Below are 24,839 nucleotides of genomic sequence, written 5' to 3' on the forward strand. Positions count from 1 at the left end.
TCTCATTCAAAATTCAAAGTTGAATAAATTTTGCCTCATGCGCCTTCTATTCGCTATTTCCCACTAAGAAACATAAGCCTTTGCGGGTTGGAGTAAATTTTTTTCTACTAACAACTCAGCAATTTGTACGGCATTCAACGCTGCACCTTTACGGATTTGATCGCCGCACAACCAAAGTTCTAAGCCACAAGCATGAGAAATGTCTTGGCGAATTCTACCTACTAAAACTTCATCCCGTCCACTGGCTTCTATAGGCATGGGGAAGTAATTTCTGCCCCAATCTTCTACTAATTTTACTCCAGGGGCGCGACTTAGAATTTCTCTGGCTGCTTCTGGAGAAAAGGGTTCTGCAAACTCTAGATTAATGGCTTCTGAGTGGGCGCGGAGTACGGGAACCCGTACACAAGTTGCAGTAATTCTCATTTCTTGTGTACCGAAAATTTTCCGGGTTTCGTTGACCATTTTCATTTCTTCCTCACAATACCCGGAATCGGTCATCGGGGAATTGTGGGGGAATAAATTAAAAGCCAACGGATAAGGTAAGACTTCGGCTACTGGTGAGTCTCCCTGTAAAATCGCGCTACTTTGGGTTTTGACTTCCTCCATAGCTTTCGCACCTGCACCGCTAGCAGATTGATAGGTGGCGGCTACAATTCTTTGTACTGGTTTGACTTGATGTAAAGGCCAAACTGCCAATGTCATTAAAATTGTGGTGCAGTTGGGATTGGCGATAATGCCTTTGTGGTTGGCGGCGGCTTGGGGATTTACCTCTGGTACTACTAGGGGAACTTCTGGGTTCATGCGAAACGCGCTGGAGTTGTCGATGACTACAGCACCTTTTTCTACGGCGACGGCAGCCCAAGCTTTGGATGTGGAACCGCCAGCACTAGCCAACACGATATCCACTTCCAACGCGCGATCGCTCACTGCTTCTACTGGTAGATTTTCTCCTTTAAAGGGCAGCGATCGCCCCACACTTTTGGCTGATGCCAATAATTTTAAATCTCCCACCGGAAAATTCCGGCTTTCTAGTAATTCCAGCAACTCCGTACCTACAGCACCAGTTGCTCCTAAAATCGCTACTTTATACAACTTCGACAAACTAACTTCCTCCTTTAAGAGGTTACGGGTCATTAATTTTTGGGAAAAATTTACAATATATCCATTAAATAGCAATAGCTAAATTTTCAATAAATTTTGTGGTTCTTTCTCAGCCTGCTTTTTGTAATTCGGCTGCTTTTCCACATAAAATGAATCAATGCTGAATTTTACAACAATTTTTAACTAAATATATCACAAAAATATAAAAATTAAATATATTATACAACAGTCTGTGAGTAAATTTGTCCTGGCTGAAGACGCTACCATTGATAGTTGGTGAACACTCCAGCCTCCAGCCTTCAGAGTTCTGCAACTTGATGGCAAAAAGTCTGCCTAGTAGCTGGGTTTCCCAACACAATGGATGTACTATGATCCGAGTGTAATCATACTAATCCAGCCCAGAACCAAGCCATAAATTCAGGCAACAGTTCCATCACGGCTGATAGTACAAACCAACCAAGCAGCACAAAAAAATAGTCAGTCCTACTGCCGATAGACAACTAAGATATCACGGTCTTAGCCCTGAAAGCACAAAAGTTAACAATGCTAATTTAGCAGTGGTTTATGGGCGAAAACTAACTACTTAGGTGGTTTTTTCTCACCCAAACTTAGAAATACTGCAAATCTACGGGCAAATTGGAGGATGAATCAGTAAAGTTGTAGCAGTAATAGTGTCAAGTCATTTGCCATTAGCAGTAAACTGGATCTCTACCATAGGCAAGATATAGCCTTGTAGAGACATCCCATATTCCACCAAGCAACATCAACCCCAGAGAAGCGATAAATCGCGTCTTGTATGTACTTGGAGTCACAAACACCAGAAAATTAGAGACGAAGCATGAAAGTTACCCAGGAAAAACTTCCCGCCAGCCAAATTGGGCTGGAAATAGAAATTACACCAGAAGCTACTCAGAAAACTTACGAACAGGTTATTAAAAATTTAACAGGTACTGTCAATATTCCTGGGTTTCGTAAAGGCAAAGTACCTAGGCAGGTATTGTTACAGCGTTTAGGTACTACTCGCATCAAAGCCGCAGCACTAGAAGAACTGATTCAAAATGGCATTGAGCAAGCCATCAAGCAAGAATCCATCGAGGCAATTGGTCAACCACGCTTGCGCTCTGAGTTTGATGATTTAATTAATAATTACGAACCAGGAAAACCCCTAACTTTTGCAGTAGCGGTTGACATACCACCAGAAGTGAACTTAGTCAAGTACACAGAGTTACAAGTCAAAGCCGAAGAAATTAAATACGATCCCAGTCGGGTTGATCAAGTGCTGGAACAAGAACGTCAGCAAATGGCAACATTGATTCCAGTAGAAGGCAGAGCCGCCCAAATTGGTGATGTTGCCGTAGTTGATTTTACAGGTGTGATAGCCAAAGCCGAAGGGGATGATCCAACAACTGAACCAGAACCAATTCCCGGTGGCGAGGCTAGCGATTTTCAAGTGGAATTGCAGGAAGATAAATTTATTCCGGGATTTGTCTCTGGTATGGTGGGGATGAACCCAGGCGAAACCAGAGAAGTTTCCGCCCAGTTTCCAGATCCCTACGCTAATCAAGAGTTAGCAGGGAAACCGGCACTGTTCACGGTGACACTCAAAGAAATCAAAGAAAAAGAACTACCGGAATTAGATGATGATTTCGCCCAAGAAGTCAGCGACTTTGAAACCTTAGAAGCTCTACGTGCATCTTTAGAAGAACGCTATCAAAAAGAAGCTGAGGATAAAACCAAAGCTAACAAACAAGAGGCTTTGGTAGCAGAAATGCTCAAACACGTAGAAGTCGAGTTACCAGCCACCCTGATTGATCAAGAAATCGACGCGATGCTGACACAAACAGCAATTAAGCTGTCACAACAAGGGCTGGATGTGAAAAAGTTATTTACTCCAGAAATTATTCCCCAATTACGGGAGCGATCGCGCGATGAAGCCCTGGAACGCCTGAAGCGGTCTTTGGCTTTACAAGAAGTGGCTAAACGCGAATCAATAGAAGTCACCCCCGCAGAAATTCAAGCCAGAGTCACAGAACTGTTAGCACAGTATCCAGACGAAGATATTGACGAAGACAGACTACAAGCAGTCGTCGAACAAGAACTATTGACCGAAAAAATCATCGATTGGCTCATAGAGCATTCTAGCGTCGAACTGGTTCCCGAAGGTTCATTACAGCCCCCAGCAGAAGCAGACACAACTGCACCTGAGACTGAGGCACAAACACCAGAAGTTGCCACAGAATCAACAGCAGGGGAATAAAATTCTCCAAAATCTGATCAGGTAGTCATCAGTGCTGAGTGATGAGGCTCAAAAATTTTGACTCAACACTCAGCCATCATGAATACTCATATATTTTGCGAGTCTTGGGTGCGTCAGCTAGCTGCCAGAGCTACATACCAAAGGATATGGTAAATATCCTGAGAAAGTTGCCAAAAATTTGCCACATTCATCATCTGCCTTGCCTGATTTGGTGTGACATGACAAGAATAGATATGAGGCATAATGGTTAACACATAGGTAAATTCAAAATTCCATCTATGAATTTAGTGCAGCCACAGCTGCCAAAATATCTGTACCAACTATCTTCTAACTGTTCCTATGCTTGTATCGCAGTCGGCAAACTACACCATTAGCAATTCCAGTTCCATCGGCATCTACTCCCATCTCAACGGCATTAGCAATATTGTGCCGATGGTGGTAGAACAATCCGGTATGGGTGAAAGGGCTTTTGACATCTACTCCCGCCTACTGCGAGAGCGGATTATATTTTTGGGGACTCCCATAGACGATGCTGTAGCCAATACGATTGTCGCCCAGTTGTTATTCCTGGATGCCGAAGACGCGGAAAAAGACATTCAATTGTATATTAACTCCCCTGGCGGCTCGGTCTACGCAGGTATGGCAATCTATGATACAATACAACAAATCCGTCCCGATGTTGTTACTATATGTTTTGGATTAGCTGCCAGCATGGGGGCGTTTTTATTAGCAGCCGGAGCAGCAGGTAAGCGTATGTCTCTACCCGATTCCCGGATTATGATTCACCAACCCCTAGGCGGCGCACAAGGTCAAGCAATTGACATAGAAATCCAAGCCAGGGAAATTCTGTACATTAAAGGTCAGTTGAATCAGTTATTGGCTAAACACACTGGTCAACCTCTAGAAAGGATTGAAACAGATACAGACCGCGACTTCTTTATGTCGGCAGAAGAAGCAAAAAGTTACGGGTTGATCGATCAAGTCATCTCTAGACAAAATCTTCCCACTGCTGGGGAAAATGTCACCGTTGTGAAATAAGAGGCTGGTATGTCTAAGTACGACTCCCATTTAAAATGTTCGTTTTGTGGCAAGTCTCAAGAGCAGGTGCGTAAGTTAATCGCAGGGCCGGGAGTCTACATCTGCGATGAATGCGTAGACTTGTGTAATGAAATACTAGATGAGGAGTTACTAGATACCAACGGTGCGGCGGCACAACCAGCACCCAAGTCAGAACCCCCACAAAAACGCCGCGCCCGTTCTTCCAGTCTCTCCCTCAGTCAGATACCCAAACCTAGAGAAATTAAAAAATACCTAGACGAACACGTTATCGGTCAAGATGAAGCCAAAAAAGTGCTGTCAGTGGCGGTTTATAACCACTACAAGCGGCTAGCACTCTTGCAGTCTAAAGGCAGTGGGAAAAATGGTGCTGATGATGCCGTAGAACTGCAAAAATCAAATATCTTGTTAATTGGCCCGACTGGTTGCGGTAAAACTCTCCTCGCCCAAACCCTAGCCAAAATTCTCGATGTTCCCTTTGCGGTTGCTGATGCCACAACATTAACAGAAGCCGGGTATGTAGGGGAAGATGTGGAAAACATCTTATTGCGATTGCTGCAAGTGGCTGATTTGGATGTAGAAGAAGCACAAAGAGGCATTATCTACATCGACGAAATTGACAAAATCGCCCGCAAGAGCGAAAACCCCTCAATTACCAGAGATGTTTCCGGGGAAGGTGTACAGCAAGCCTTGCTGAAAATGCTAGAAGGCACCGTTGCCAACGTTCCCCCCCAAGGCGGACGCAAGCACCCTTACCAAGATTGTATCCAAATTGATACGAGCAACATTCTGTTTATTTGTGGTGGAGCCTTCGTTGGTTTAGAGAAGGTGGTAGAGCAGAGAGGAGGTAAAAAGTCAATAGGTTTTGTGCAACCTGGGGACGGACAATCAAAAGAAAAACGGGCAGCAGATGTACTACGTCATCTAGAACCAGATGATTTAGTTAAATTTGGCATGATTCCCGAATTTATTGGGCGTGTGCCAATGGTAGCAGTGGTAGATCCTCTGGATGAAGAAGCTTTAATGGCGATTCTCACCCAGCCACGCAGCGCGTTAGTCAAGCAGTACCAAAAACTGCTGAAGATGGATAACGTCCAATTAGACTTTAAACCAGAAGCGTTGCGAGCGATCGCGCAAGAAGCCTACCGCCGCAAAACTGGCGCGAGAGCATTACGGGGAATTGTCGAAGAACTCATGTTAGATGTCATGTACGAGTTGCCATCCCGTAAAGATGTCACACTCTGCACCGTTACTAAGGAAATGGTTGAAAAGCGTTCCACCGCCGAACTGCTAGTACACCCATCTTCACTACGCAAACCCGAATCAGCTTAGTCAATCATCTGTAGAGACGCGATTGATCGCGTCTTTACCGAAAATTTGGGTTTGAGGTTCCCCGTCCTTCTAGGACGGCTTTTTGGTATAATTGAATTGTCTCAGGTAGAATATCCGCCGATACAGGACGACTCAATTGTTGAGTGAAACACGACAGGTCGGGAAATAATAAAGACAACTCGGTGGCGAAAACGAGTCTAATCAAAGCTAGCGAAATCAACAAAGTAGCACCAACCAGAAAACAAAATATTTTTGTCCGTAAACGTATCGTGGGGCGCACGATAACCCTAGGTCTAGTATCCTAGTAAGTCTGGAGGAGATACAGCCCTCTGGGGTCAACTAAGTTAGACTCGTTAATTAGTTCTGTTGAACGGTTAATTGGTTTAAGCATTGCCAGCAATGGATAGTTGATTTTAAGGTTTGTCGGTGAAAGAGAAAACCTAAAAAGTGATTTTTAGAATCACCGCACTTTTAGGGCGGTGAGAACGTCAAAAGATAACTAATTTTGAATTTTGAACTTTGAATTTTGTAGGCGTAAGCCTTCCCTACGGGACGCTACGCGATGCCGTAGGCTATTTTAAATTTTGAATTAGGAGCGCAGCAACGTTTGACTAATGCCTTATATTACTGTTCGTGGTGTTGAGCATTATTATGAGTGGGTGAAACAGCCATCTAGTGAAATTGTCAAGCCTGTGATGGTGTTCATTCACGGTTGGGCTGGTTCAGCTAGGTACTGGAAAAGTACAGCTAATGCTTTAGTAGATGAATTTGATTGTCTACTCTACGATTTGCGAGGGTTTGGGCGTTCTCAAGGTAAACCGACTATCGCCCAAGCTAGCGAGTCGGTAGTTGAGTCACACTCAACTCAAACAATTCAAAAGTTAACTTATGAATTAGAAGAATACGCTGAAGATTTAGCAGTTTTGCTCGATGAATTGCATCTTCAGCGTGTTTATATTAATGCCCACTCAATGGGTGCTTCTGTTGCGGCTTTGTTTTTTAACCGCTATCCCCAACGAGTTGAAAAGGGTATTTTGACTTGTAGCGGGATTTTTGAATACGATGAAAAAGCTTTTACATCCTTTTATAAATTTGGTAGTTATGTAGTGAAATTCCGTCCCAAGTGGTTAGGGAAAATACCATTGGTTGACAGAATGTTTATGGCGAGGTTTTTACATCGTCCTATCCCCAAATCTGAGCGTCAAGCTTTTTTACAAGATTTTTTGGAAGCTGATTATGATGCGGCGTTGGGTACTATTTTTACTTCGGTGAGTAAGGCTCAGGCGGAATTGATGCCCCAGGAGTTTGCTAAACTGCAAGTACCGACTTTGATAGTGGCTGGGGAATATGACCAGATTATTCCGGCGGATATGGGGCGACAAGCCGCAGCTTTAAATGATACGGTGGAGTTTGTGGTAATTCCTGATACGGCTCATTTTCCGATGTTGGAGGATGGGGCGACTTATTTGCAACGGGTACGGGAGTTTTTGCAGGTTCCTGTGCGCTGTTGAATGGTGGGTTTTTTTAAACGCGGAGGGGAGGCAGCGCGTTCGGTCGCCAGACTTGTAGCGACTGCCGTCGCGCGGAGTTAGCGCGGAGGGGCGCGGAGTTTTTTTGAGGGGGTTAAGTATTTGGTTGGAGGGGTTGGTTATAGGTTTCTTGGAAGCATACTTGGTTGATGGGAAAGCGTCCGCCATATTGTTTCAAGGGTTCGGCAGCGTAGCCAAGGGCTAATAGGCAGCAAATATCAACTTCTTCGGGAATTTGAAATGCTTGTTTGATTTGTTGGGTGTTAAATCCTTCCATTGGGCAGCTATCAACACCAAAGCTTTTAGCCACAATCATCATATAAGCTACAGCTATCATGGTGTGGCGATTTGTCCAAGTTTCCATTGTCTCAAAGCTGGGATGGTTGGTGAAGAATTCGGGGATGTTGGCACGCATATAGTTGGCGTAGCTGGGTGTCATAATTCCCTGTGCTTCCCCTAGTTGGATGACAGAGGTGATATTTTCTCTCTGTTTTACACGTCTGTCACCACAGCAAATTAGCATAACTGGTGCTTCCCCTACTTGGCGTTGATTAAAGGCGCAAGCTTGCAGTTTGTCTTTATTTTTTTGTTCTTTGACTACTATAAATCGCCACGGTTGCAGGTTAAAACCAGATGGTGCTTGTACTGCTAGCTCTAGGATTTCTTGTAAAATCGCTTCAGGAATGGTATTGCTTTTAAAGGCTCTCGCAGCACGACGTTGTTTAATTGCTTCTATTAAACCGATATAGGGGTGCATTTCGACAAACATAGGTTTTTCTTCGTGTATTTCTTTGATATTCTCCCCTTATCTTCTGTCTTGTACCCTCTATCTATGGGTTAAATAGTAGTAATCTTAATGCCGTAAATAAAGTTTGTCAGATATCCGTAAACTTTTGTTTTTCTAATTATTTCTTGAATTCTGTAGAAATTCATTAGCCAGACAATATAATGCCAATAAAAGTTCAATTTATATTGATTAACACCTGGTGGCAAATCTAATAGGTTTTTCAACATAATAAAGTCTAAATCTTTCATCATTTTCAGCACAATTTTATTCGCACTGATTGTCAATACGTTCTTTTTCCGGCTGACAGCATCTTGATATGATTCATAAAACAAAAGTTTACCAATACCTCTGCCTCGAAACTCCTCGAAGACAAATAATGCAGCTATTTTATGCCAATGTTGATCAAAGTCGTAATTTAAACAGGCTCCTAACATTTTACCATCTTCATCTTCAGCGACTATGATATGTTCTGCTGCCATCCATTCTCTGAAGGAATAACCCATAATGTTAGGTGTTAACTTGATTTCTTTGACGAGTAACTCTGCTTCTGATTTGGTAACTTTCCTTTTAATAATTTTGACCATAAGTTAAAGTAATTGTAAAAATTAGTTTTTTAATAGGGTATAAATAATATTTAAAACAACAATTATGCAGATTGTACGGAAGAAAATATTTGATGTCAATATTTTACTGAACAAATTCAATGTATTATACTTATTTTCAATTTCAGGACATTCAAAATTTAGATTAAATAAAACACCAATAGTCTCTGCTAAAGTTTTTTGATATGCTAATAATCCCCATAAAATCAACACAATTCCCGGTGTCATAAAACCGAATATGCAAAACAATTGCGTCCAGATGTAAGCACTACTTGATAATGTACTTCTGCTAAAGGTGGCATCAAAATAAATCAGAATTAAAATCCCTAAAAGTAAGTTGATGGGACGTTGTATCTTTTCATTAAAATCCCAATATATTTGTTTGAGTTGTTGGATAATCTCATTTTTGTCAGGAAGAGAAGCTGGGAAAGATGTCTTTTGAATTTTATTGGTTATTTGAGTGAGATAGCTTTTATATTTTTGGATTTTGATACTGAGCTTATTGCAATCTTGTATAACGACGTGTATACTTAATCCAGATAAGGGAATACCTATAATAATAAAGTTAATAAAAGAGTAAGGAAAATACCATAGATAAGGTAGTAGATATTGATTAAAATATTCATTGGCGGCAACTTGATTATTCCCCAGTAGTTGATGTGGCCCATACCATAAGTGATGGAAGAGCAACATGAGCAAAAATATAAACCCTACAATACAGGTGGTTCTCCGCCTTAAATAAAACTTTTTATCTTGAATAAATTGGATGGTTTCTTCACTAAATTCTGAACATATCACATAAACTTCTAATGTTAATAAAAAGCAGACGCGTATACATTCAAGTATAACTCCTAAATTATTACTATTATATGCTTGATTCCAAGGTTTACTTTCAACAACTATATATGAAAATCCTAGGGAAATTAAACTGATAACTGCCAGAATAATTGCTATAGGAACTAGCAAGCTATAATTTAAAATTTTTGATTTTCTAGTTTCAAGATTTTCATCTAATGGTGGTGGTAGTGCTGCTAAATTTTTTTCAACCCAGTCGAGGTTAAAGACATTTTTATATATTTGATTGCAAACTTTTAGCTTGCCTTGGTGTTTGACTACTAAGCCTGATAGGCGTAATGCTATTTCTTCTGAATCATCATCAGCATTAATTTGAGCATTCTGTAAGATTTGATGATACAGTTTTAGCCGCTTATATGCTAGTGTTTTATCAAAAAGTAACCGATTTTTAATTGTTCGTAAATGTTCTGGATCATCGTAGTATTCCCAATTTTTAATAATATAATTTTGAACTAATATGTCAATATTAGGCGTGCTACTTTCTTCTTTTTCTACAATCAGTTTGCACAATTTCTGTGTAAGGAATGGTTGTCCACCAGTCCAAGATAATATCTGTTGTAAAACCTGATCAGGTGCATCCACTTTTTGGAATAATCCTTTAGTTAAGGATTGCTTGGCTTCTTCTAGACTAAATCCAGCTAACTCAATGGTTCTACCAATATTAAAAGGTATGCCATTTTTATCTTTCAAATCTGATGGTGTGACTACCCCCAAAAGGCAAAATGTCAAACCTTTATATTTTGGCTTGTCTGCACGTTGGTTATAGCAAGCACGAATAAATTCTAAAAATTCGTCTTTAGGTTCTCTATTAATTAAGTTGTCAATTTCGTCGATAAAAATTACAATTTTTTGGGGTAATCTAGTTAGCAATACTTTATCAATAAACTGACTCAATCGTTGCAATGGTGGTAAAACTTGATGTTTTTCCCACCAGGAATAAAAGCTAGATATATCATCTAGGAAACCAGACCATAATTCAAAAGTTATACCTGCATAAAAACTTTCGGCTGTGTGATCAGAACTGCCTATTGTTGTCATATCAATTGAAGTACACCTGATACCTTCTGCTTCTAGCTTTTTTCTGATTTGGACTCGCAAGCTAGATTTTCCCATTTGCCGGGAATTAAACACACAACAGAAGTCTCCGTTTTTTAAGCTGGCATATAATTCTTTGTCTGCTTGTCGCTTCACATAGCTGGGGTGTTCTGGGGATAAACTCCCGCCTACTTTGTAATAGTTGAAAGCTGACTTAAATGTTGTATCATAATTCATAAATTAGGAGTTTATATAAATATAATTTTGGTAATTTGGAATTGATTAATCTCCCAGACGTTCTGTAAAATATTGTCGGTACAATTCGCAGCGTGGCATGACTTGATTATTTTGCCATTTAATTAATCCCATGCTGTATAGTTGATACCCTAATATTGAGTCTAATGGCACTGCGTCAATGTTGCTAATCACTTGCTTGAATGCTGCTGCTAGTTTTTCATTCTCCCGCAGAATTCCCAGGTGTCGCCGCAAATGTTGACTATAAATTCCTACATCGCTGGGTGCATCTTGTAACAATTGTGGTAGATTTCCCCATCTTCCTGGAGATGGTTGAGCGAGATGATAAAATGCCAATCGCACTAGATAAGGGTGTCCTCCTACTATTGCCATGAGTTGCTGCACTAAACTATCATTCCCATCAAGTTGGTGTCGCTGTGCTAAATCTTTGACTTGGGTAGGGGTGAACTCTGTTAATTCAATGGCTTCTCCGACATTAAACGGTGAATGATTAATATCTAATGGCCCATAATTTTCCGTGGAATGTACTACTACTAGGCGCAGTTTTTTCCAGATATCTCGGTTATTCGCTTCTTCATGACAGCTTCGCAGTAGTCCAAAAAAACCTTGAGAAACTTCAGGGTAATGAAAAACTCGATCTACTTCATCACAAGCCAAGACTAAGGGGGTGTCTATTTGCTGAAATACATAGTCTTGCAAGTAGGTTTTACAGCTGATTTTACTACCGATAGGCTGTTTCCAAAAATCATGGATGCGATCGCGGATATTTAACTCTAGGCTGACATAAGCACAAAACCAACGCAAAAAGCTATCTAAGTTACTAAAGTTTACTTCATCTACATCCTGTAGGTTTAAACGGACTGTTCGATAACCGTAATTGCGTGCTTGCGCGAGAATCCTATACGGTAACTCAGCATCTGATCAAACAATCCGCGCTAGCCAACAACCACAAACAATTGACCTCTCAGGCTCTGATGGCGAGGCTGGAGAATCTGCTAGCTCTGGTGAACACGCTTCTGGATGCCAACAACCCAAAAAGAGAGCAGTAAATGTATGCGGTGCTGAAGGCGGTCACGGTGGTAATGGCGGTAAGGGTGGAGATGGTGGTAATGGAGGAAATGTCATGATTTATTTTGACTCACCTTCTCAACTCAAAAATGTAGTGTTACGTAATGGAGGCGGGAGAGCAGCCCCAGGGGGAAATGGCGGTCAGGCTGGTAATGGATGTAACTGCACTCAATCCCGTTGGATTATCAACTATTGCACCTGGGCATTGATGGCGCAACCAATCAATGTAACGCCTCCCCCACAAACCAACAGAAATAGACAACAAACTAATGTAACGCCTCCCCCGTGGACAGAAGTTCAACGAAAATTATTTCGCTGTTCTGGTGATGCGTTCTACGATGAAAGACAAAATCGACCCCAACCGCCAAAATCAGATGCAAACTACCGCTACGGCTGGAAATATATTGGTCTATCACGGCGGAATACTTATACTTGTGAGGATGGGCAAAGCGGTAGACGGGGACGCAAAGGAGCAGATGGGCAACCAGGTAATTATGGTCAGGTATGGTTAGTACAGGGTACAACAATTCCCAAAGAGCAAATTAGTTATAGCGATCGCATCAGCTTGTTAGTTGATAAAAATATTCCTCTGCTCAAAAATAATTGGTTGCAAAAGGCGGGACTACAAAGTTTACTTGGTACTGGTTATGATGTTCGGGATACTTTCAATTTGTTACAAACCGTCCAAGGTTCATTTAAAGTGGCTTGGCAAGCAGCTAAACGCCCACAAGAGTTAGGAAATCCTGAGATGAGAGCCTCAATTACAGCATCAGGAGAACTGCAATTTGATATTCCCGGCACACTAGAATACAAACTCACCAACAAGCAAAACCAAACCGTGGTTGCGATTACTGGAGGTATTCACCCTGAACGGTTGGAGCGTTTTAAGTTTAAAGGCTTTGATCGCTTCCGAGATGCCCGTAACTTTGCTCTTGTAGATGAAGGTAAACTTCTGGGCGAGTTAAAAGCACTCAAAATCACAATCAGTCTCTACCAAAACGACTCCAAGAAGAGTGAAATTTCTTATCCACTGACACCAAAACCACCCTATCCTGAAGGTTTATCAGTCTGGGGCAATCTTTATAAGGTCAATTTAGGCGATCGCTTTGATTCTTGGCTACAACCAGGAGAACCTGTTGAGTATCTAATTGAGATTGCACAGACTACCCGTTCTGGAACAACCTATACTTCTGGTATGAAAATCAACTTAGTTGTAGATAAAGTCACCCCTTCTCCTAATGTTCAGTATTATTAGTGGATTTTAGAAATAAACTATACTAATACTAAACCTGTAATAGATTTGCTTTTAAAAGTAAGCGATCGCCCTCCAGAATCATCAGTATATCTGAGTGCGATCGCTCCCACTAAATCATTCTCTACCTTAACCTAATCCCAATTCTCGCTTCAGCAAATTAATCGAATTTGTACCGATGTAATTCTCAACTTTAATCAGCTTGGGTGGACGAATGATATCCTCAGCAGCAGCTTGTAAGGCTGCTTGCACCATCGGGAAACTAGCTTGATCACTAATTATCACCTCAGATCGCTTGACTATCGCTTGCAATTTATATGTATTTGTGGGTTGAGTCGTCATCACCAATAAATCATCACCTCGTAAACCGTGCAAGATGATTTCTGCTTGATGGTTAATTCCAGAACTGAGGCTAACTATACCAACACAGTTATCTTGTGGCAGGTTTTTCAGGAGGTTAATTTCTTTGGTGTAGTCATAGATATCTAAAGGAATCACCCGCACAGATTTAGGTGCGGCGATCGCCTCCACATCATTGATAAAATAGCGACTGGTGACTACTGTTGCTGAGGTAGTTTTTTCTAGTACGGCGGCTAATTCTTCAATCGCTACCAATTGTACAGGGATTTGTAAGGTGTCTTCTAATTCATAAACCATTAAATCACCCACACCCATATCTTGAGAGGGTGCTGCCACCAATACCCGCGCACTACACCGCAACCGCCAGTCAATTTCTGCTAAGAATATCTCTCGCGCTTGATGCAGTGTACATCCTTGGCTGAGGAGTTGATCAAGGGCTTGCTGTAAAACCTCGGACGCTTCAGGATATTGTTTAGATATTGGTGATTGTAATCTACTACCACCTTCATGCCCTTGGGCGCGGACATAAATTCCTGAACCAGCCAAACTTTCAACAAAACCATCTTCTTCGAGTTGACGATAAACTTTACTGATAGTATTGCGGTGTAATCCGGTTTGCATGGCTAAAGCCCTAGTGCTGGGTAACTTGTATCCGGGTGGATATTGCCGAGATGCGATCGCAAACCGAAGTTGATTAAATAGCTGGGTTGATGCGGGAATCTCACTGTCTGGCTGAATACGGAATTGAATCATTCCCCAATCTCCTGAAAAATTTAAAATTGGGCATTGGGCATCGATGCACTGGGCATTCTTCCCTGCTTCCTTGTCTCCCTTGTCTTCCCATTCCCCACTCCCCATTCCCTGGATTTACTATGATTGGTAGTTGATATTTGCTTGGTAATGGACTAGAGATACTGGCATAGTTATATCAAATCACAGAGCTTGATCACATACCAAGGCTAAAGATGATGAATCAGCCAGTCTTAGAAACTAAAACCGTTAAAATCCCCAGCAATAACCTGCAAATAGCAGCTTATTTAGCACAGCCACAAGCACCAGGAACTTACCCTGGTGTGGTAGTATTGCAAGAAATTTTTGGCGTGAATGAGCATATCCGCGACGTAACAGAACGAATTGCTAAATTAGGATATGTGGCGATCGCACCCGCACTGTTTCAACGTGTCGCCCCTGGCTTTGAAACCGGCTATACCCCTGAAGATATTGAAATTGGCAGAAAATACGCTTGGGGACAAACTCAAGCATCTGAATTATTAAGTGATATTCAAGCAGCCATTGACTATCTCAAAACCCTACCCCAAGTTAAACAAGATGGTTTTGGCTGCATCGGCTTTTGTTTTGGTGGTCATGTAGCATATCTTGCTGCCACTCTCTCAGACATTACAGCTACAGCTTCCTTCTACGGGGCTGGAATTCCCACCCGCAGTCCAGGAGGCGACACACCTACCATTAGCCATACCTCAGAAATTGCCGGTACAATCTATGTATTTTTTGGTACTAATGATGCCAGCATACCCCCAGACCATGTAGCCCAGATTACAACAGAGTTAGAAAAATACAACATTTCTCATCGTGTGTTCCGCTACGATGGAGCTGACCACGGATTTTTCTGTGACCGTCGTGCCAGCTATAATCCTCAAGCGGCGGCTGATGCTTGGCAGCAAGTTCAGCAACTATTTAGCAGTATGCTAACTGCATAGGGACTTTCTGGCAATACAACAGTTCCAGTGGTATCGAATCAAATAATCATAATTTCCTGTCAATTGTCATGAATTCCGAATCGAAAGTTTCTCAAAAAGCCAATTCGTCTTTTACAATGGACGATTTTGCTAAAGCATTAGAAAAACACGACTACCAGTTTCAAAAGGGACAAGTTGTTTCTGGCAAAGTGTTTCAACTTGACCCGGATGGGGCTTATGTTGATATTGGTGGCAAGTCGTCGGCTTTTATTCCCCGTGATGAGGCTTCTTTGAGAACTGTTACCGATTTGTCGGAGGTGTTACCCTTAAATGAGGTGTTAGAGTTTTTAATTGTCCGCGAACAGGATGCAGAGGGTCAAGTCACGCTTTCCCGTCGGCAATTAGAACTTCAGCAGATTTGGGATAAACTGGCGCAGATGCAAGAAAATTCCCAAACGGTGCAAGTGAGGGTAACAGGTGTAAATAAAGGTGGTGTGACTGTCGATTTGCAATCATTGCGGGGATTTATTCCGCGATCGCACTTGGCAGAACGTGATCACCTAGAAGCACTTAAAGGTCAAAGTCTCACGGTGGCTTTTTTAGAAGTAAACCGTCAAAATAAAAAACTGATTCTTTCCCAACGTTTAGCTGCTCGTTCTAGTAACTTTAACCTATTAGAAATTGGTCAGTTAGTAGCAGGTAAAGTTACAGCAATTAAACCTTTTGGTGTGTTTGTTGATATAGATGGTATCAGTGCTTTGCTGCACATCAAGCAAATAAGTCAAAAATTTATTGACTCGTTGGAAAAAGTTTTTCAAGTAGGTCAAGAAATTAAAGCTGTAATTATTGATTTGGATGAAGGTAAAGGTCGTGTTGCTATCTCTACCAGAGTGTTAGAAAATTTTCCTGGGGAAATCCTCGAAAATTTCGAGGAAGTTATGGCTTCAGCAGAAGCACGCGCGCATCGAGCCGCCAATAAGATGACCGAATAACAGTATAAAATTAACGGCGATCGCGAGCTAGCGATCGCCGCTAACATTCCGACTGCCATAACAAAGCCTGAGAGTTGGATAGTTGTGTATATTGTTGACAGCGATCGCGTCCGGTAATTTTGGCTTGATATAATGCCCGATCCGCCTGATCAATAATTGCTTGAAAATCAGAATTTAGCTGTGGGATTTCGGTAGCTACTCCCGCACTCAAGGTAACATAATTACTAATCTGAGAACTGCTATGAGGAATTAACAACGCCCTCACAGATTCACAAATTGTCATAGCAATATGAACAGCACCTTGGGCATCGGTTCTAGGGAGAATCACGGCGAACTCTTCACCACCATAACGCGCCACTAAATCCACAGAACGCTTGACACTATTTTTAATGGCTTGAGCAACTAATTGTAAACAGCGATCGCCTGCACGATGACCATAGGTATCATTGTATGCTTTGAAAAAATCCACATCACAAAGGACAAGAGACAAAGGTAGTTGCTCTCGCAGCATACACTGCCATTCTTGTAAACAATACTCTTCAAACCTGCGGCGGTTAGCTACTTGCGTTAACTCATCAATTGTCACCAATCGTTGCAATTCCCGGTTAGCTGCTTCTAACTTGTGTTGTAGATGAGATTGTTGAATCAAGCGTTTTACCCTTTGACGCAACACCGGCCAATGAATCGGTTTAGTGACATAATCAATAGCACCAACTTCAAATGCACGGTCAACAGATTCTTGATCCTCCAATCCTGTAATCATTAACACTGGTGTATGTTTGCTACTCTCTAGATTTTGCAAACTTGTACAGCACTCAAAACCATCCATATCTGGCATGATGGCATCTAGAAGAATTAAATCTGGAGTCACTTTCTTTAAAACAGTTAAAGCTTGATTGCCATCTTGAGCTTCAACTGTTCTATAGCCCTCACATTGTAGAGACAGCCGCAGTTGTGCGCGAATGAAAGGTTCATCATCAACAATGAGAATTAAAGATTGATCTTCTTGAAAATCATTGTTCATATCACTCCTGGCTCATTTCTCTTTGCAAAACCGCCTTAACTTGCTCATACTCTTGAGATAATTGTGAGTAGATTTCTGCCATTCCTGTCAAATTTTTGCTCCGTCCCTGATTTTCTAGCTGCTTGCAAAGTTGTGCCAATAATACAGCACCCACTGAGCCACTACTAGATTTGAATTTATGAGCCGTTTTCCAGAGGGTTTCGGCATCATTCGTATTTATCGCTACTTTAATATCTTGGATTAACCTGGGGGCTTCCGTCAGGTAACAATTAATTAATTCAGCAAATACTTTTGATTCACCTCCCAGCATTTTACGTAATTCTTTGAGTATACCAGTGTCTATTGTTTCCTGATTTACAAGATTTGTCTGGGAGAGCATCTGGTTTTGCTCACTGGTCTGTGCAGGGAGTTGCTGTTGAGAGAACAACTCATCGGTAGCAGAAGCGGTTGGCGCAGAGAGATTCTGAGGTGCTAAATTATAGTCACCGGGCTGATATTTGCGGAGAACTTTGGTTAATTCCTCGATTTGTAGGGGTTTTGTAATGTAGTCATTCATACCAGCAGCTAGACAAGCTTCGCGATCGCCGTGCATCGCATTGGCAGTCATGGCAATAATGTATGGACGATACCCCATTTCGCGGATGCGGCGACTGGTTTCTAGTCCATCCATTTCCGGCATATTCACATCCATCAACACCACATCGTAAGGTTGATGTTGCAAAGCTGCTAGCACTTCTAAGCCATTAGCTACCACATCTGCCCGATAACCCATTTTTTTCAGCATCAGTAAAGCCACTTTTTGATTAAGAACGATGTCCTCTGCTAACAAAATTCGCAATGATATTTGCTGATTAATTTGGGGAGGATGAGCAACAGGAACACTAGCCCGCATCGGCTGATTTTCTAAAGCACGGGTCAGGACATGATACAGTTGAGACTGTTTAATGGGTTTATGCAGATAGGCAACAACACCCAGTTGACTGCACTCGCTTTCAGGATTTAGCTCACCCCAAGATGTGAGCATGACTAAAGGTAAATATTCATCACCAGAACGCTGGCGGATTTCCCGCGCCAAAGCGAGTCCGTCCATTTCTGGCATTTGCAGATCCAAAATAGCAATATCAAACTGTATCCCCTGCTCAAGTAAAGCTAAAGCAGCTGCACCGGATTCGGCTGTATAGGTTTGCATTTGCCAAAGCTGAGTTTGTAATTGCAGAATTTTGCGGTTAGTCGCATGATTATCAACGACTAACAACCGCTTACCCCGCAGATGATTGGGGGCAGTTGCTGTCAATTCATTGGCATCTGCATCAGCCACCACTGGGGCAGTCATCGCAAAGTAAAAAATAGAACCAGGTTCAGCAAGGGTAGATAACACTGGCTGTTTAACTTGCCATTGGGGAGGGGGATTACCGCCAACACAGCCTTGACTTTCTACCCAAAGATAACCACCCATCATCTCGCCTAAACGTTTGCTAATTACTAGCCCTAGTCCTGTACCTCCATATTTGCGCGTCATGGAAGCATCCGCTTGTACAAAAGCTTGAAATAACCTCCCCATTTTATCTTTTGGGATGCCAATCCCTGTATCTTTAATAGTGAAGAGAATTTGACAGTAGTTTTTGGCTTTGTGAGTTGTCAGTGGGGCAGCACGTACAGACAGTACAACCTCGCCTTGTTCAGTAAACTTAATCGCATTGTTGAGTAAGTTCATGATGATTTGGCGCAGACGAGTTAAATCACCGACTATCTGGGTGGGAACTTGCGGATAAATTAGATAAGCCAGTTCAATATCTTTTTGGGCAGCTTTGGGAGCTAATAAATCAATTACTTGCTCTACACACTTTCTGAAGTCAAAAGCTTGGGCTTCTAGTTCTAACTTACCCGACTCAATTTTAGACAAATCTAAAATGTCATTGATGATGGTGAGCAAAGCTTCGCTGCTAGTGAGGATAGTTTCGACAAAATCTTGTTGCTGGCTTGTCAATTCAGTATTTAGCAGTAGTTCCGTCATCCCAATTACCGCATTCATGGGGGTGCGAATTTCATGGCTCATCATTGCTAAAAATTCGCTTTTGGTGCGGTTAGCGGTTTCTGCTGCCCGTTTAGCCTGTTCTAAGGCAAAGTTTTTGACTGTGAGTTCTTCTCGTTGTCGGGTTTCTTGCTCTAGTAAATGAGCGTGGGCTAAGGCTATGCCCAACTGTGCGGCGACTGCTTCTAACAGTTCAATTTCTTCTGGAGTCCACTGTCGGAAATGCCTACACTGGTGTAAACCAATCGCACCATTGGGTTTTCCTTGATAAGAGGTGCGGATGGCTAACATGGACTTTAGCCCCAATTGACTACAAATTTGGTAGACTGACTCAAGTAAGGGATCTTGGTAGACATTGGGAGAAGCGATCGCCCGATCATGGGACATTATTTCGATAATATGAGGGTTTCCCACCATCGGCACTTCCAATTTTTTCATTAAGCCAGGATGAGGTACAATGCTATATTCTGCGACTAGGGGAATCTGGGGAACTGGCTCACTAATGTAAGCATGAATCAGACAGCGATCAACTGCAAAAGCTTGCCCAATTTGAGTGGCAGCAGTCTCAAATATTTCTTGAGTGTCAAGACTTTGGCGAATTTTCTGGGTGATTTTTTCCAGCAACAATGTCCGGTTTAACTGTCTTTGCAGTGCTTCTTCGGCTCGTTTACGTGCGGTAATATCAATCGCAATTCCCCCCACTAGACACTGTTCCCCTGGTGGATTGGCAATGGGAAATTTATACACTAAAAAATCTCGCACCTTACCGTTACAGGCTGGTACAGACTCCACAGCTTCAATCACTTTCTGGGTGCGCGCTACCCTGCGGATGGTATCAAGACAGGGTTGAGCAAATTGTGGTTGATAAAAGTCCACAATATTTTTACCGATGAGTTCTGATAGGGGTAATTTAAAAGCGCGCCGATACGTTTCGCTTAAATAAAGAATTGTGCCATTAGTATCTGTAATCCAAACAGGTGTAGGGCTATGATTCATGAATGCTTGGAAGCGTTCTTCACTCTGACGTAGTAATGTTTCTGCTTGTTTACGTTCAGTAATGTCACGATTTACACTAATAGTTGCAATAATCTGCCTCTGTTCATCTTGCAAGGCTACTATAGTAGTTTCACAAACTCCAGTGCTACCATCTTTGCGAATAAAGTTAATCTCACTTCTCCAGCGTCCATGTTGATTAATATCTTCCAGGATGGCAGCATTCAAAACTGTGTCTTTTTCAGATTGATGTAAAATGCTGATAGATTGTTCACAAATCTCGGCTTTGGTATAGCCAAAAATTCTCTCAGCCGCAGGATTCCAGTCTATAATTTTACCATCCAAATCAGTGATGATAACGGCATCATAGATATTGGCAAAGGTGAGGGCTTGCCGACGTAGTGCCATTTCTGCTGTTTGGCGATCGCTAATATCTGTTTGAATACCCAAAAAGTGGGTTAACTTACCTTGTTCGTCATAGATAGGAGAAATACTTAATTCGTTCCAAAATAAACTGCCATCTTTGCGGTAGTTTCGCAAAATCACTTTGCAATCCTTACCTAATTTTAGAGCTTGACGTAGTTCTGGTAGTGCTGATTGCCCTCTATCTGTACCTTGCAAAAAGCGACAATTCCGCCCAATCACATCCTGAGCGCAGTAGCCAGTGATTTTTTCAAAGGCAGAGTTAACATAAATGATGGGATTATTCGCGAGTCTGGCATCGACAATCACAATGCCGTTAATCGTAGCCGTCAATGCCCTCTCCCGTAGTCTCAAGTTTTCTTCTACAAGTTTCAAGTCAGTAATATCAAACATGAAACCCCTAAGTTTTACCGGGGTGTTGTCTGTTTGCACTATACTCACAATGTCTCGCAACCAGACAACTCTGCCGTCAGCTGCTAACATCCGATATTCCATTTCGTGATTTTCGCCTCTGAGAACTGCTTGTTGGCAAATACTCAAAGCCTTTTCTCTGTCATGGGGATGTAAATGATTAATCCAAAAATTTTCCTCATACCATTTTGCCACGGGATATTCTAATACAGTTTCGGCTTGTGGCCCCACATAGGTAAAACGCCAAGTTTGCAAGTCTAATTCCCAAGGGATAACTTTGACTGTTTCTATTAACTGTCGCCACCCCGTTTCACTGGCACGTAAAGCAATTTCTATTTGTTTTTGTGTTTCTATTGTTTGAGTTAGTTCTTGATTGAGGGCTGCTAGTTTAGTATTGTTGATTTTGCTAGCTTGGGTAAAATAAGTTAACAATGTGATTGCTCCCGCCGCTAATATTCCTGTCAACAATACAAATGTCGGTAGAGGTGTTTGCAAATCTCTGAGTAACTCAACAGTAGGATAAACTTCTAATTTCCAGTTGACTCCATACCAGTTAATGTCTAGATTCTGCTGCCATAATGAATGCTCTTTTGCTGGTAAATCTGAGCCGTAAATCAACTGTTGTTCGGCAAAGATTCTGATTTGATAACTTTGTGGTATCTGTAAAACCGAATTTAATCGCCTGGGCGGCAACACTCCTAAAATAAACCCATTGAATTGATCTCCTTGCCACACAGGTACACAAGCTACAAATCCCTGCCCACCTTGTACAAGGTTAATTGCAGTAGTTAAAGTAGTTTGCCGGCTGTTGCGTGCAATTTCTACAGCAGTGTGCCGTCGCCATTCTTGCTTGAAGTCAAAATTTTGGCGAGCTTGGTTGTTGTTTGATGGTATAATCCAACGCACCTGACCAGAGGAATCAACCCTGGCGATCGCCTCATAGCCGGCGTAATCTTTCACATACGCTGCCGTCTCTAATTCCCATTCTGCTTGGGGAATATCACTATACTGCCTATGTTTCCCTATCCCCTCTAAAGCCAAAATGCGAGTTTGTAGTTGAGTAATTAATTCTGTTTTGGTAGCTAGTGCCTGTTGTTGAATCAGCGTTTGAATGTTCAGTTGCTCTGCAACTAATAGCCTCTGCCATATTATTACCACTATCACCAAGATACTCACACCCACCAGAAGCGGCAACAACCTCCGTATTCTCAGAGATTTTACATATTTATATATGTTATATTTGTGCTGCCTATACACTGATTCATCCTCCAGCACCTTCAGCTTTTTTTACATCATTGTTTTAAAGTAATAAAAAAAATGATAGCAAGGGGACAATTACGTAAATTTTCTTTCTCCATCACCTTGGATATAACTTGTTTTAGTTAATCTAATAATTTTATATTTATTTTCTATTTTTTGGTTTTTTTCTTGATAACTATAATTCTTATCTTTCTGCATGAATTACCCTTTTTTAGTATGCTGACTGTACTAATTATAAGGGTATAGCTTGATATTTTGCTTATTTGAATTAATACACTGTGGCAGTATATTTGTATGTTTATTATTTAGTTAGAGAATAAAAATTATTTATATATATTTAATTTTGTTTTTTCCACAACTACCAAAAGTAGTATATTTAGAACGAAATAAACCGGACTGTGCAAATGTAGGGGTTTAGCAATGCTAAAACCCTGACATTGACTAACTTCTAGACTGAATTTTCTGGATTAACTCATAAAAAGGTTGCCAATTATCTGACTCAACAATTGGCTCCCAAACCGATTCAATCACAGGTCTTAATAACACAGTCTGAGGATTGTAGTCAGACAGCGTTTGGGCAATACTCTCCATCTGCTCAGGAGCAAAATCATTTAAGATTTTATGGTAGAGTATGCACCAATTATCAAAAACTGGTAATGCCCCAGATGCAGGTACACAGTCTGAAGTGTTGAGAATACAGCCTGGTTCATCTCTCCACTTCATAGAAAAGGTGCGAGCCATTTCCGAGAAAAACTGATGATAACCGACTTGACTCTGCTGTAAAACTTGAATTGTTAAACTTAAAAGCTCATGCGCTTCGGGATGGGTTAACTGTTCAAACCCCAACTTTTTCAACATTAAAGTTTGGTATTCAGCATGATAATAATCGCTAAACTGTGCAAGTCCTGCTTCTAAGTCAGCTTCAGGGATAATAGCCTTTAAGGGTTGTTGCAGCATTTCCAGATTTAATTGACAAATACCTGGTTGATGAGCGTAACAGTAACGTTTGTAATAGTCGAAATATGCAGCCGTAAAATATGGGTCGTAAGTAGGAATAAATGCGTAAGGGCCATAGTCAAAGCTTTCTCCTGTAATTGACATATTGTCAGTATTTAGGACTGCATGACAAAAACCCGCAGCCATCCACTGTGCAACCAGTTTGGCGACTCGTTGCACTAATTCAGCATAGAATAACGCATATTTATCTGCTTCATTCATTAAGTTTCGATAATAATGCTCAATTACATGATCTAATAGCTTTTGAATTAAATCTGGACGATGTAAATAATGTAAACGCTCAAAAGTGCCAAACCGAATATGAGAATTACTCATCCTCACCATCACAGATGAACGGGTAGGAGAAGGTTCATCACCACGCCACAGAGATAAACCAGTTTCAATCATGCTAAAACAGCGAGAGGTACGTACCCCCAACTGATGTAATGCTTCTGCTGCTAACACTTCTCGCACCCCACCCTTAAGTGTTAGCATCCCATCGCCACCACGAGAATAAGGAGTTCTACCAGAACCTTTAGTACCAAAGTCGTAAAGTTCGCCGTCAGTTCCACGTACTTGTCCGTACAAAAAGCCTCTACCATCACCTAATTGTGGATTATATTCACCGAATTGATAACCGTGATAACGTAATGCTAGACATGGTTGACTGCCCTGAAATTTGCCGAAGGTGTTGATAAAATCTTCGTCGGTAACGGCTTGAGGGTTGAGTCGCAATTGAGGTAATAGTGCATCATTACGCCAGCGCAGAATGTGCTGTGGAAACTCTGCGGCTTTTACTTCGTCATAATAATCATCACCCAAGGATGCTAATGCTGGTTCATAGTTCAGGGTGAGAAAAGGATTGAGGGAATTTTCGGTATTGGGAGTTTCAGCCAAAGTCATTATCAGCAAAGGGTAATTGAGCCTTCCCTTAATGGTACATCTGGCAGCAACTCCGGCGTGAGTGGAAAAATCACATTTTTGAGGCTGAGGATAACTGTTAGGACTTACGCAAGTGTCAGATTACAAGTGTCTTGTAGGCTGCGTCAGACTGTTTAAATACTGTCAATAAACGTATTTTTAATATCTGACGCACCCTACTAATATGCTAGAGAACAGTGGCTAGAGAAACAAACATCAGAAAAAAACAATAATTAAACCTATAGAGTTGAGTTGATAGTTAACATTAGTTTTCTCGTTTATATAATTGGCGACTAATATCTGCAATATATAAAGTTTATTGAAACAATAATTTGTCATGTGATTTCAATGGTCATCATTGATAATTCTTGATACATGGACAGCTACTAAGAGCTGAAAGAGTCAAAGATAAATTTTTTCTTATATCTCTAATCTAATATTTATTTAATAATTGCCTGTTCCGAGTCAACCAAATTGATATTTTTACCTGTAAACTGATTTCACTGACGAAATAAAGACGTTAGCAACCACCAAATAAAGCCATCAATTTACCAATAGTTAGTCATAAATAGCATTGCTGTAAAAAAGTCTTTGCTAGCAA

18 protein-coding genes are annotated in these 24,839 nt (G+C 41.4%); 7 read left to right on the top strand and 11 right to left on the bottom strand.

The genetic code is table 11. The features are described from left to right. Positions 1 to 63: 63 nt before the first annotated feature. On the bottom strand, positions 64 to 1,101 hold the full coding sequence (locus AACS98_RS02095) for an aspartate-semialdehyde dehydrogenase (RefSeq protein ID WP_066375892.1): 1,038 nt from the start codon (positions 1,099 to 1,101) through the stop codon (positions 64 to 66). A gap of 838 nt (positions 1,102 to 1,939) precedes the next feature. Between AACS98_RS02095 and tig the strand changes: the two genes are divergently transcribed. Further along, on the top strand, positions 1,940 to 3,358 hold the full coding sequence (tig, locus tag AACS98_RS02100) for a trigger factor (RefSeq protein WP_066375753.1): 1,419 nt from the start codon (positions 1,940 to 1,942) through the stop codon (positions 3,356 to 3,358). Positions 3,359 to 3,471: 113 nt separating this feature from the next. Here tig and AACS98_RS02105 read toward each other — a convergent pair whose 3' ends face one another. Next, a complete protein-coding gene (locus AACS98_RS02105; protein WP_255362684.1) occupies positions 3,472 to 3,600 on the bottom strand; it encodes a hypothetical protein in 129 nt (42 codons plus the stop codon). Between the two features lie 97 nt (positions 3,601 to 3,697). Between AACS98_RS02105 and clpP the strand changes: the two genes are divergently transcribed. Next, positions 3,698 to 4,396: an ATP-dependent Clp endopeptidase proteolytic subunit ClpP gene (gene clpP, locus AACS98_RS02110; RefSeq protein WP_066375754.1), complete on the top strand. Its 699-nt coding sequence runs from the start codon at positions 3,698 to 3,700 to the stop codon at positions 4,394 to 4,396. Positions 4,397 to 4,405: 9 nt separating this feature from the next. Then, positions 4,406 to 5,746: an ATP-dependent protease ATP-binding subunit ClpX gene (clpX, locus tag AACS98_RS02115; RefSeq protein WP_066375755.1), complete on the top strand. Its 1,341-nt coding sequence runs from the start codon at positions 4,406 to 4,408 to the stop codon at positions 5,744 to 5,746. Between the two features lie 34 nt (positions 5,747 to 5,780). On the opposite strand, the gene AACS98_RS02120 is transcribed toward clpX, so the two are convergent. Continuing rightward, positions 5,781 to 6,026, bottom strand: coding sequence for a hypothetical protein (locus AACS98_RS02120; RefSeq protein WP_156481677.1), 246 nt, complete (start codon positions 6,024 to 6,026; stop codon positions 5,781 to 5,783). Positions 6,027 to 6,360: 334 nt separating this feature from the next. On the opposite strand from AACS98_RS02120, the gene AACS98_RS02125 reads away from it, so the two are divergent. Beyond that, positions 6,361 to 7,257 (top strand): alpha/beta fold hydrolase, encoded by an 897-nt coding sequence (locus AACS98_RS02125; protein WP_066375757.1) that lies wholly within the window; start codon positions 6,361 to 6,363, stop codon positions 7,255 to 7,257. A 112-nt stretch (positions 7,258 to 7,369) separates the two neighbouring features. Here the strand turns inward: AACS98_RS02125 and AACS98_RS02130 are convergent, their stop codons facing one another. The 4 genes from AACS98_RS02130 to AACS98_RS02145 form a co-directional block, all read right to left on the bottom strand. After that, the gene (locus AACS98_RS02130) at positions 7,370 to 8,044 is read right to left on the bottom strand and encodes a nitroreductase family protein (RefSeq protein ID WP_066375760.1); all 675 of its coding nucleotides are present in this window, start codon (positions 8,042 to 8,044) and stop codon (positions 7,370 to 7,372) included. 68 nt (positions 8,045 to 8,112) lie between these two features. Then, positions 8,113 to 8,646, bottom strand: coding sequence for a GNAT family N-acetyltransferase (locus AACS98_RS02135; RefSeq protein WP_066375762.1), 534 nt, complete (start codon positions 8,644 to 8,646; stop codon positions 8,113 to 8,115). Between the two features lie 21 nt (positions 8,647 to 8,667). Next, the gene (locus AACS98_RS02140; RefSeq protein WP_066375763.1) at positions 8,668 to 10,791 is read right to left on the bottom strand and encodes an AAA-like domain-containing protein; all 2,124 of its coding nucleotides are present in this window, start codon (positions 10,789 to 10,791) and stop codon (positions 8,668 to 8,670) included. Positions 10,792 to 10,836: 45 nt separating this feature from the next. Further along, positions 10,837 to 11,706 (bottom strand): AAA-like domain-containing protein, encoded by an 870-nt coding sequence (locus AACS98_RS02145; protein WP_232317100.1) that lies wholly within the window; start codon positions 11,704 to 11,706, stop codon positions 10,837 to 10,839. On the opposite strand from AACS98_RS02145, the gene AACS98_RS02150 reads away from it, so the two are divergent. After that, positions 11,687 to 13,132, top strand: coding sequence for a hypothetical protein (locus AACS98_RS02150; RefSeq protein ID WP_066375765.1), 1,446 nt, complete (start codon positions 11,687 to 11,689; stop codon positions 13,130 to 13,132). The two genes, AACS98_RS02145 and AACS98_RS02150, sit on opposite strands and share 20 nt — an antisense overlap. Before the next feature lie 126 nt (positions 13,133 to 13,258). On the opposite strand, the gene AACS98_RS02155 is transcribed toward AACS98_RS02150, so the two are convergent. Next, positions 13,259 to 14,242: a GntR family transcriptional regulator gene (locus AACS98_RS02155; RefSeq protein ID WP_066375895.1), complete on the bottom strand. Its 984-nt coding sequence runs from the start codon at positions 14,240 to 14,242 to the stop codon at positions 13,259 to 13,261. Between the two features lie 215 nt (positions 14,243 to 14,457). Between AACS98_RS02155 and AACS98_RS02160 the strand changes: the two genes are divergently transcribed. Both AACS98_RS02160 and AACS98_RS02165 read left to right on the top strand, forming a co-directional pair. Then, positions 14,458 to 15,207, top strand: a complete 750-nt coding sequence (locus tag AACS98_RS02160; RefSeq protein WP_066375770.1) for a dienelactone hydrolase family protein — start codon at positions 14,458 to 14,460, stop codon at positions 15,205 to 15,207. A gap of 68 nt (positions 15,208 to 15,275) precedes the next feature. Beyond that, complete coding sequence (locus tag AACS98_RS02165; RefSeq protein WP_066375772.1) at positions 15,276 to 16,178, top strand: S1 RNA-binding domain-containing protein; 903 nt, start codon at positions 15,276 to 15,278, stop codon at positions 16,176 to 16,178. A gap of 40 nt (positions 16,179 to 16,218) precedes the next feature. Here AACS98_RS02165 and AACS98_RS02170 read toward each other — a convergent pair whose 3' ends face one another. From AACS98_RS02170 to AACS98_RS02180, 3 genes are all read right to left on the bottom strand, one after another. Further along, positions 16,219 to 17,202, bottom strand: coding sequence for a response regulator (locus AACS98_RS02170; protein ID WP_066375774.1), 984 nt, complete (start codon positions 17,200 to 17,202; stop codon positions 16,219 to 16,221). A gap of 1 nt (position 17,203) precedes the next feature. After that, complete coding sequence (locus AACS98_RS02175) at positions 17,204 to 22,318, bottom strand: PAS domain S-box protein (protein WP_066375901.1); 5,115 nt, start codon at positions 22,316 to 22,318, stop codon at positions 17,204 to 17,206. A 444-nt stretch (positions 22,319 to 22,762) separates the two neighbouring features. Beyond that, positions 22,763 to 24,220 carry a protein adenylyltransferase SelO gene (locus AACS98_RS02180; RefSeq protein ID WP_066375775.1) on the bottom strand — a complete coding sequence of 486 codons (1,458 nt, stop codon included), beginning with the start codon at positions 24,218 to 24,220 and terminating at the stop codon, positions 22,763 to 22,765. Positions 24,221 to 24,839 lie beyond the last annotated feature (619 nt).

The organism is Anabaena sp. CA = ATCC 33047 (assembly GCF_963870205.1).
GTDB lineage: Bacteria > Cyanobacteriota > Cyanobacteriia > Cyanobacteriales > Nostocaceae > Trichormus.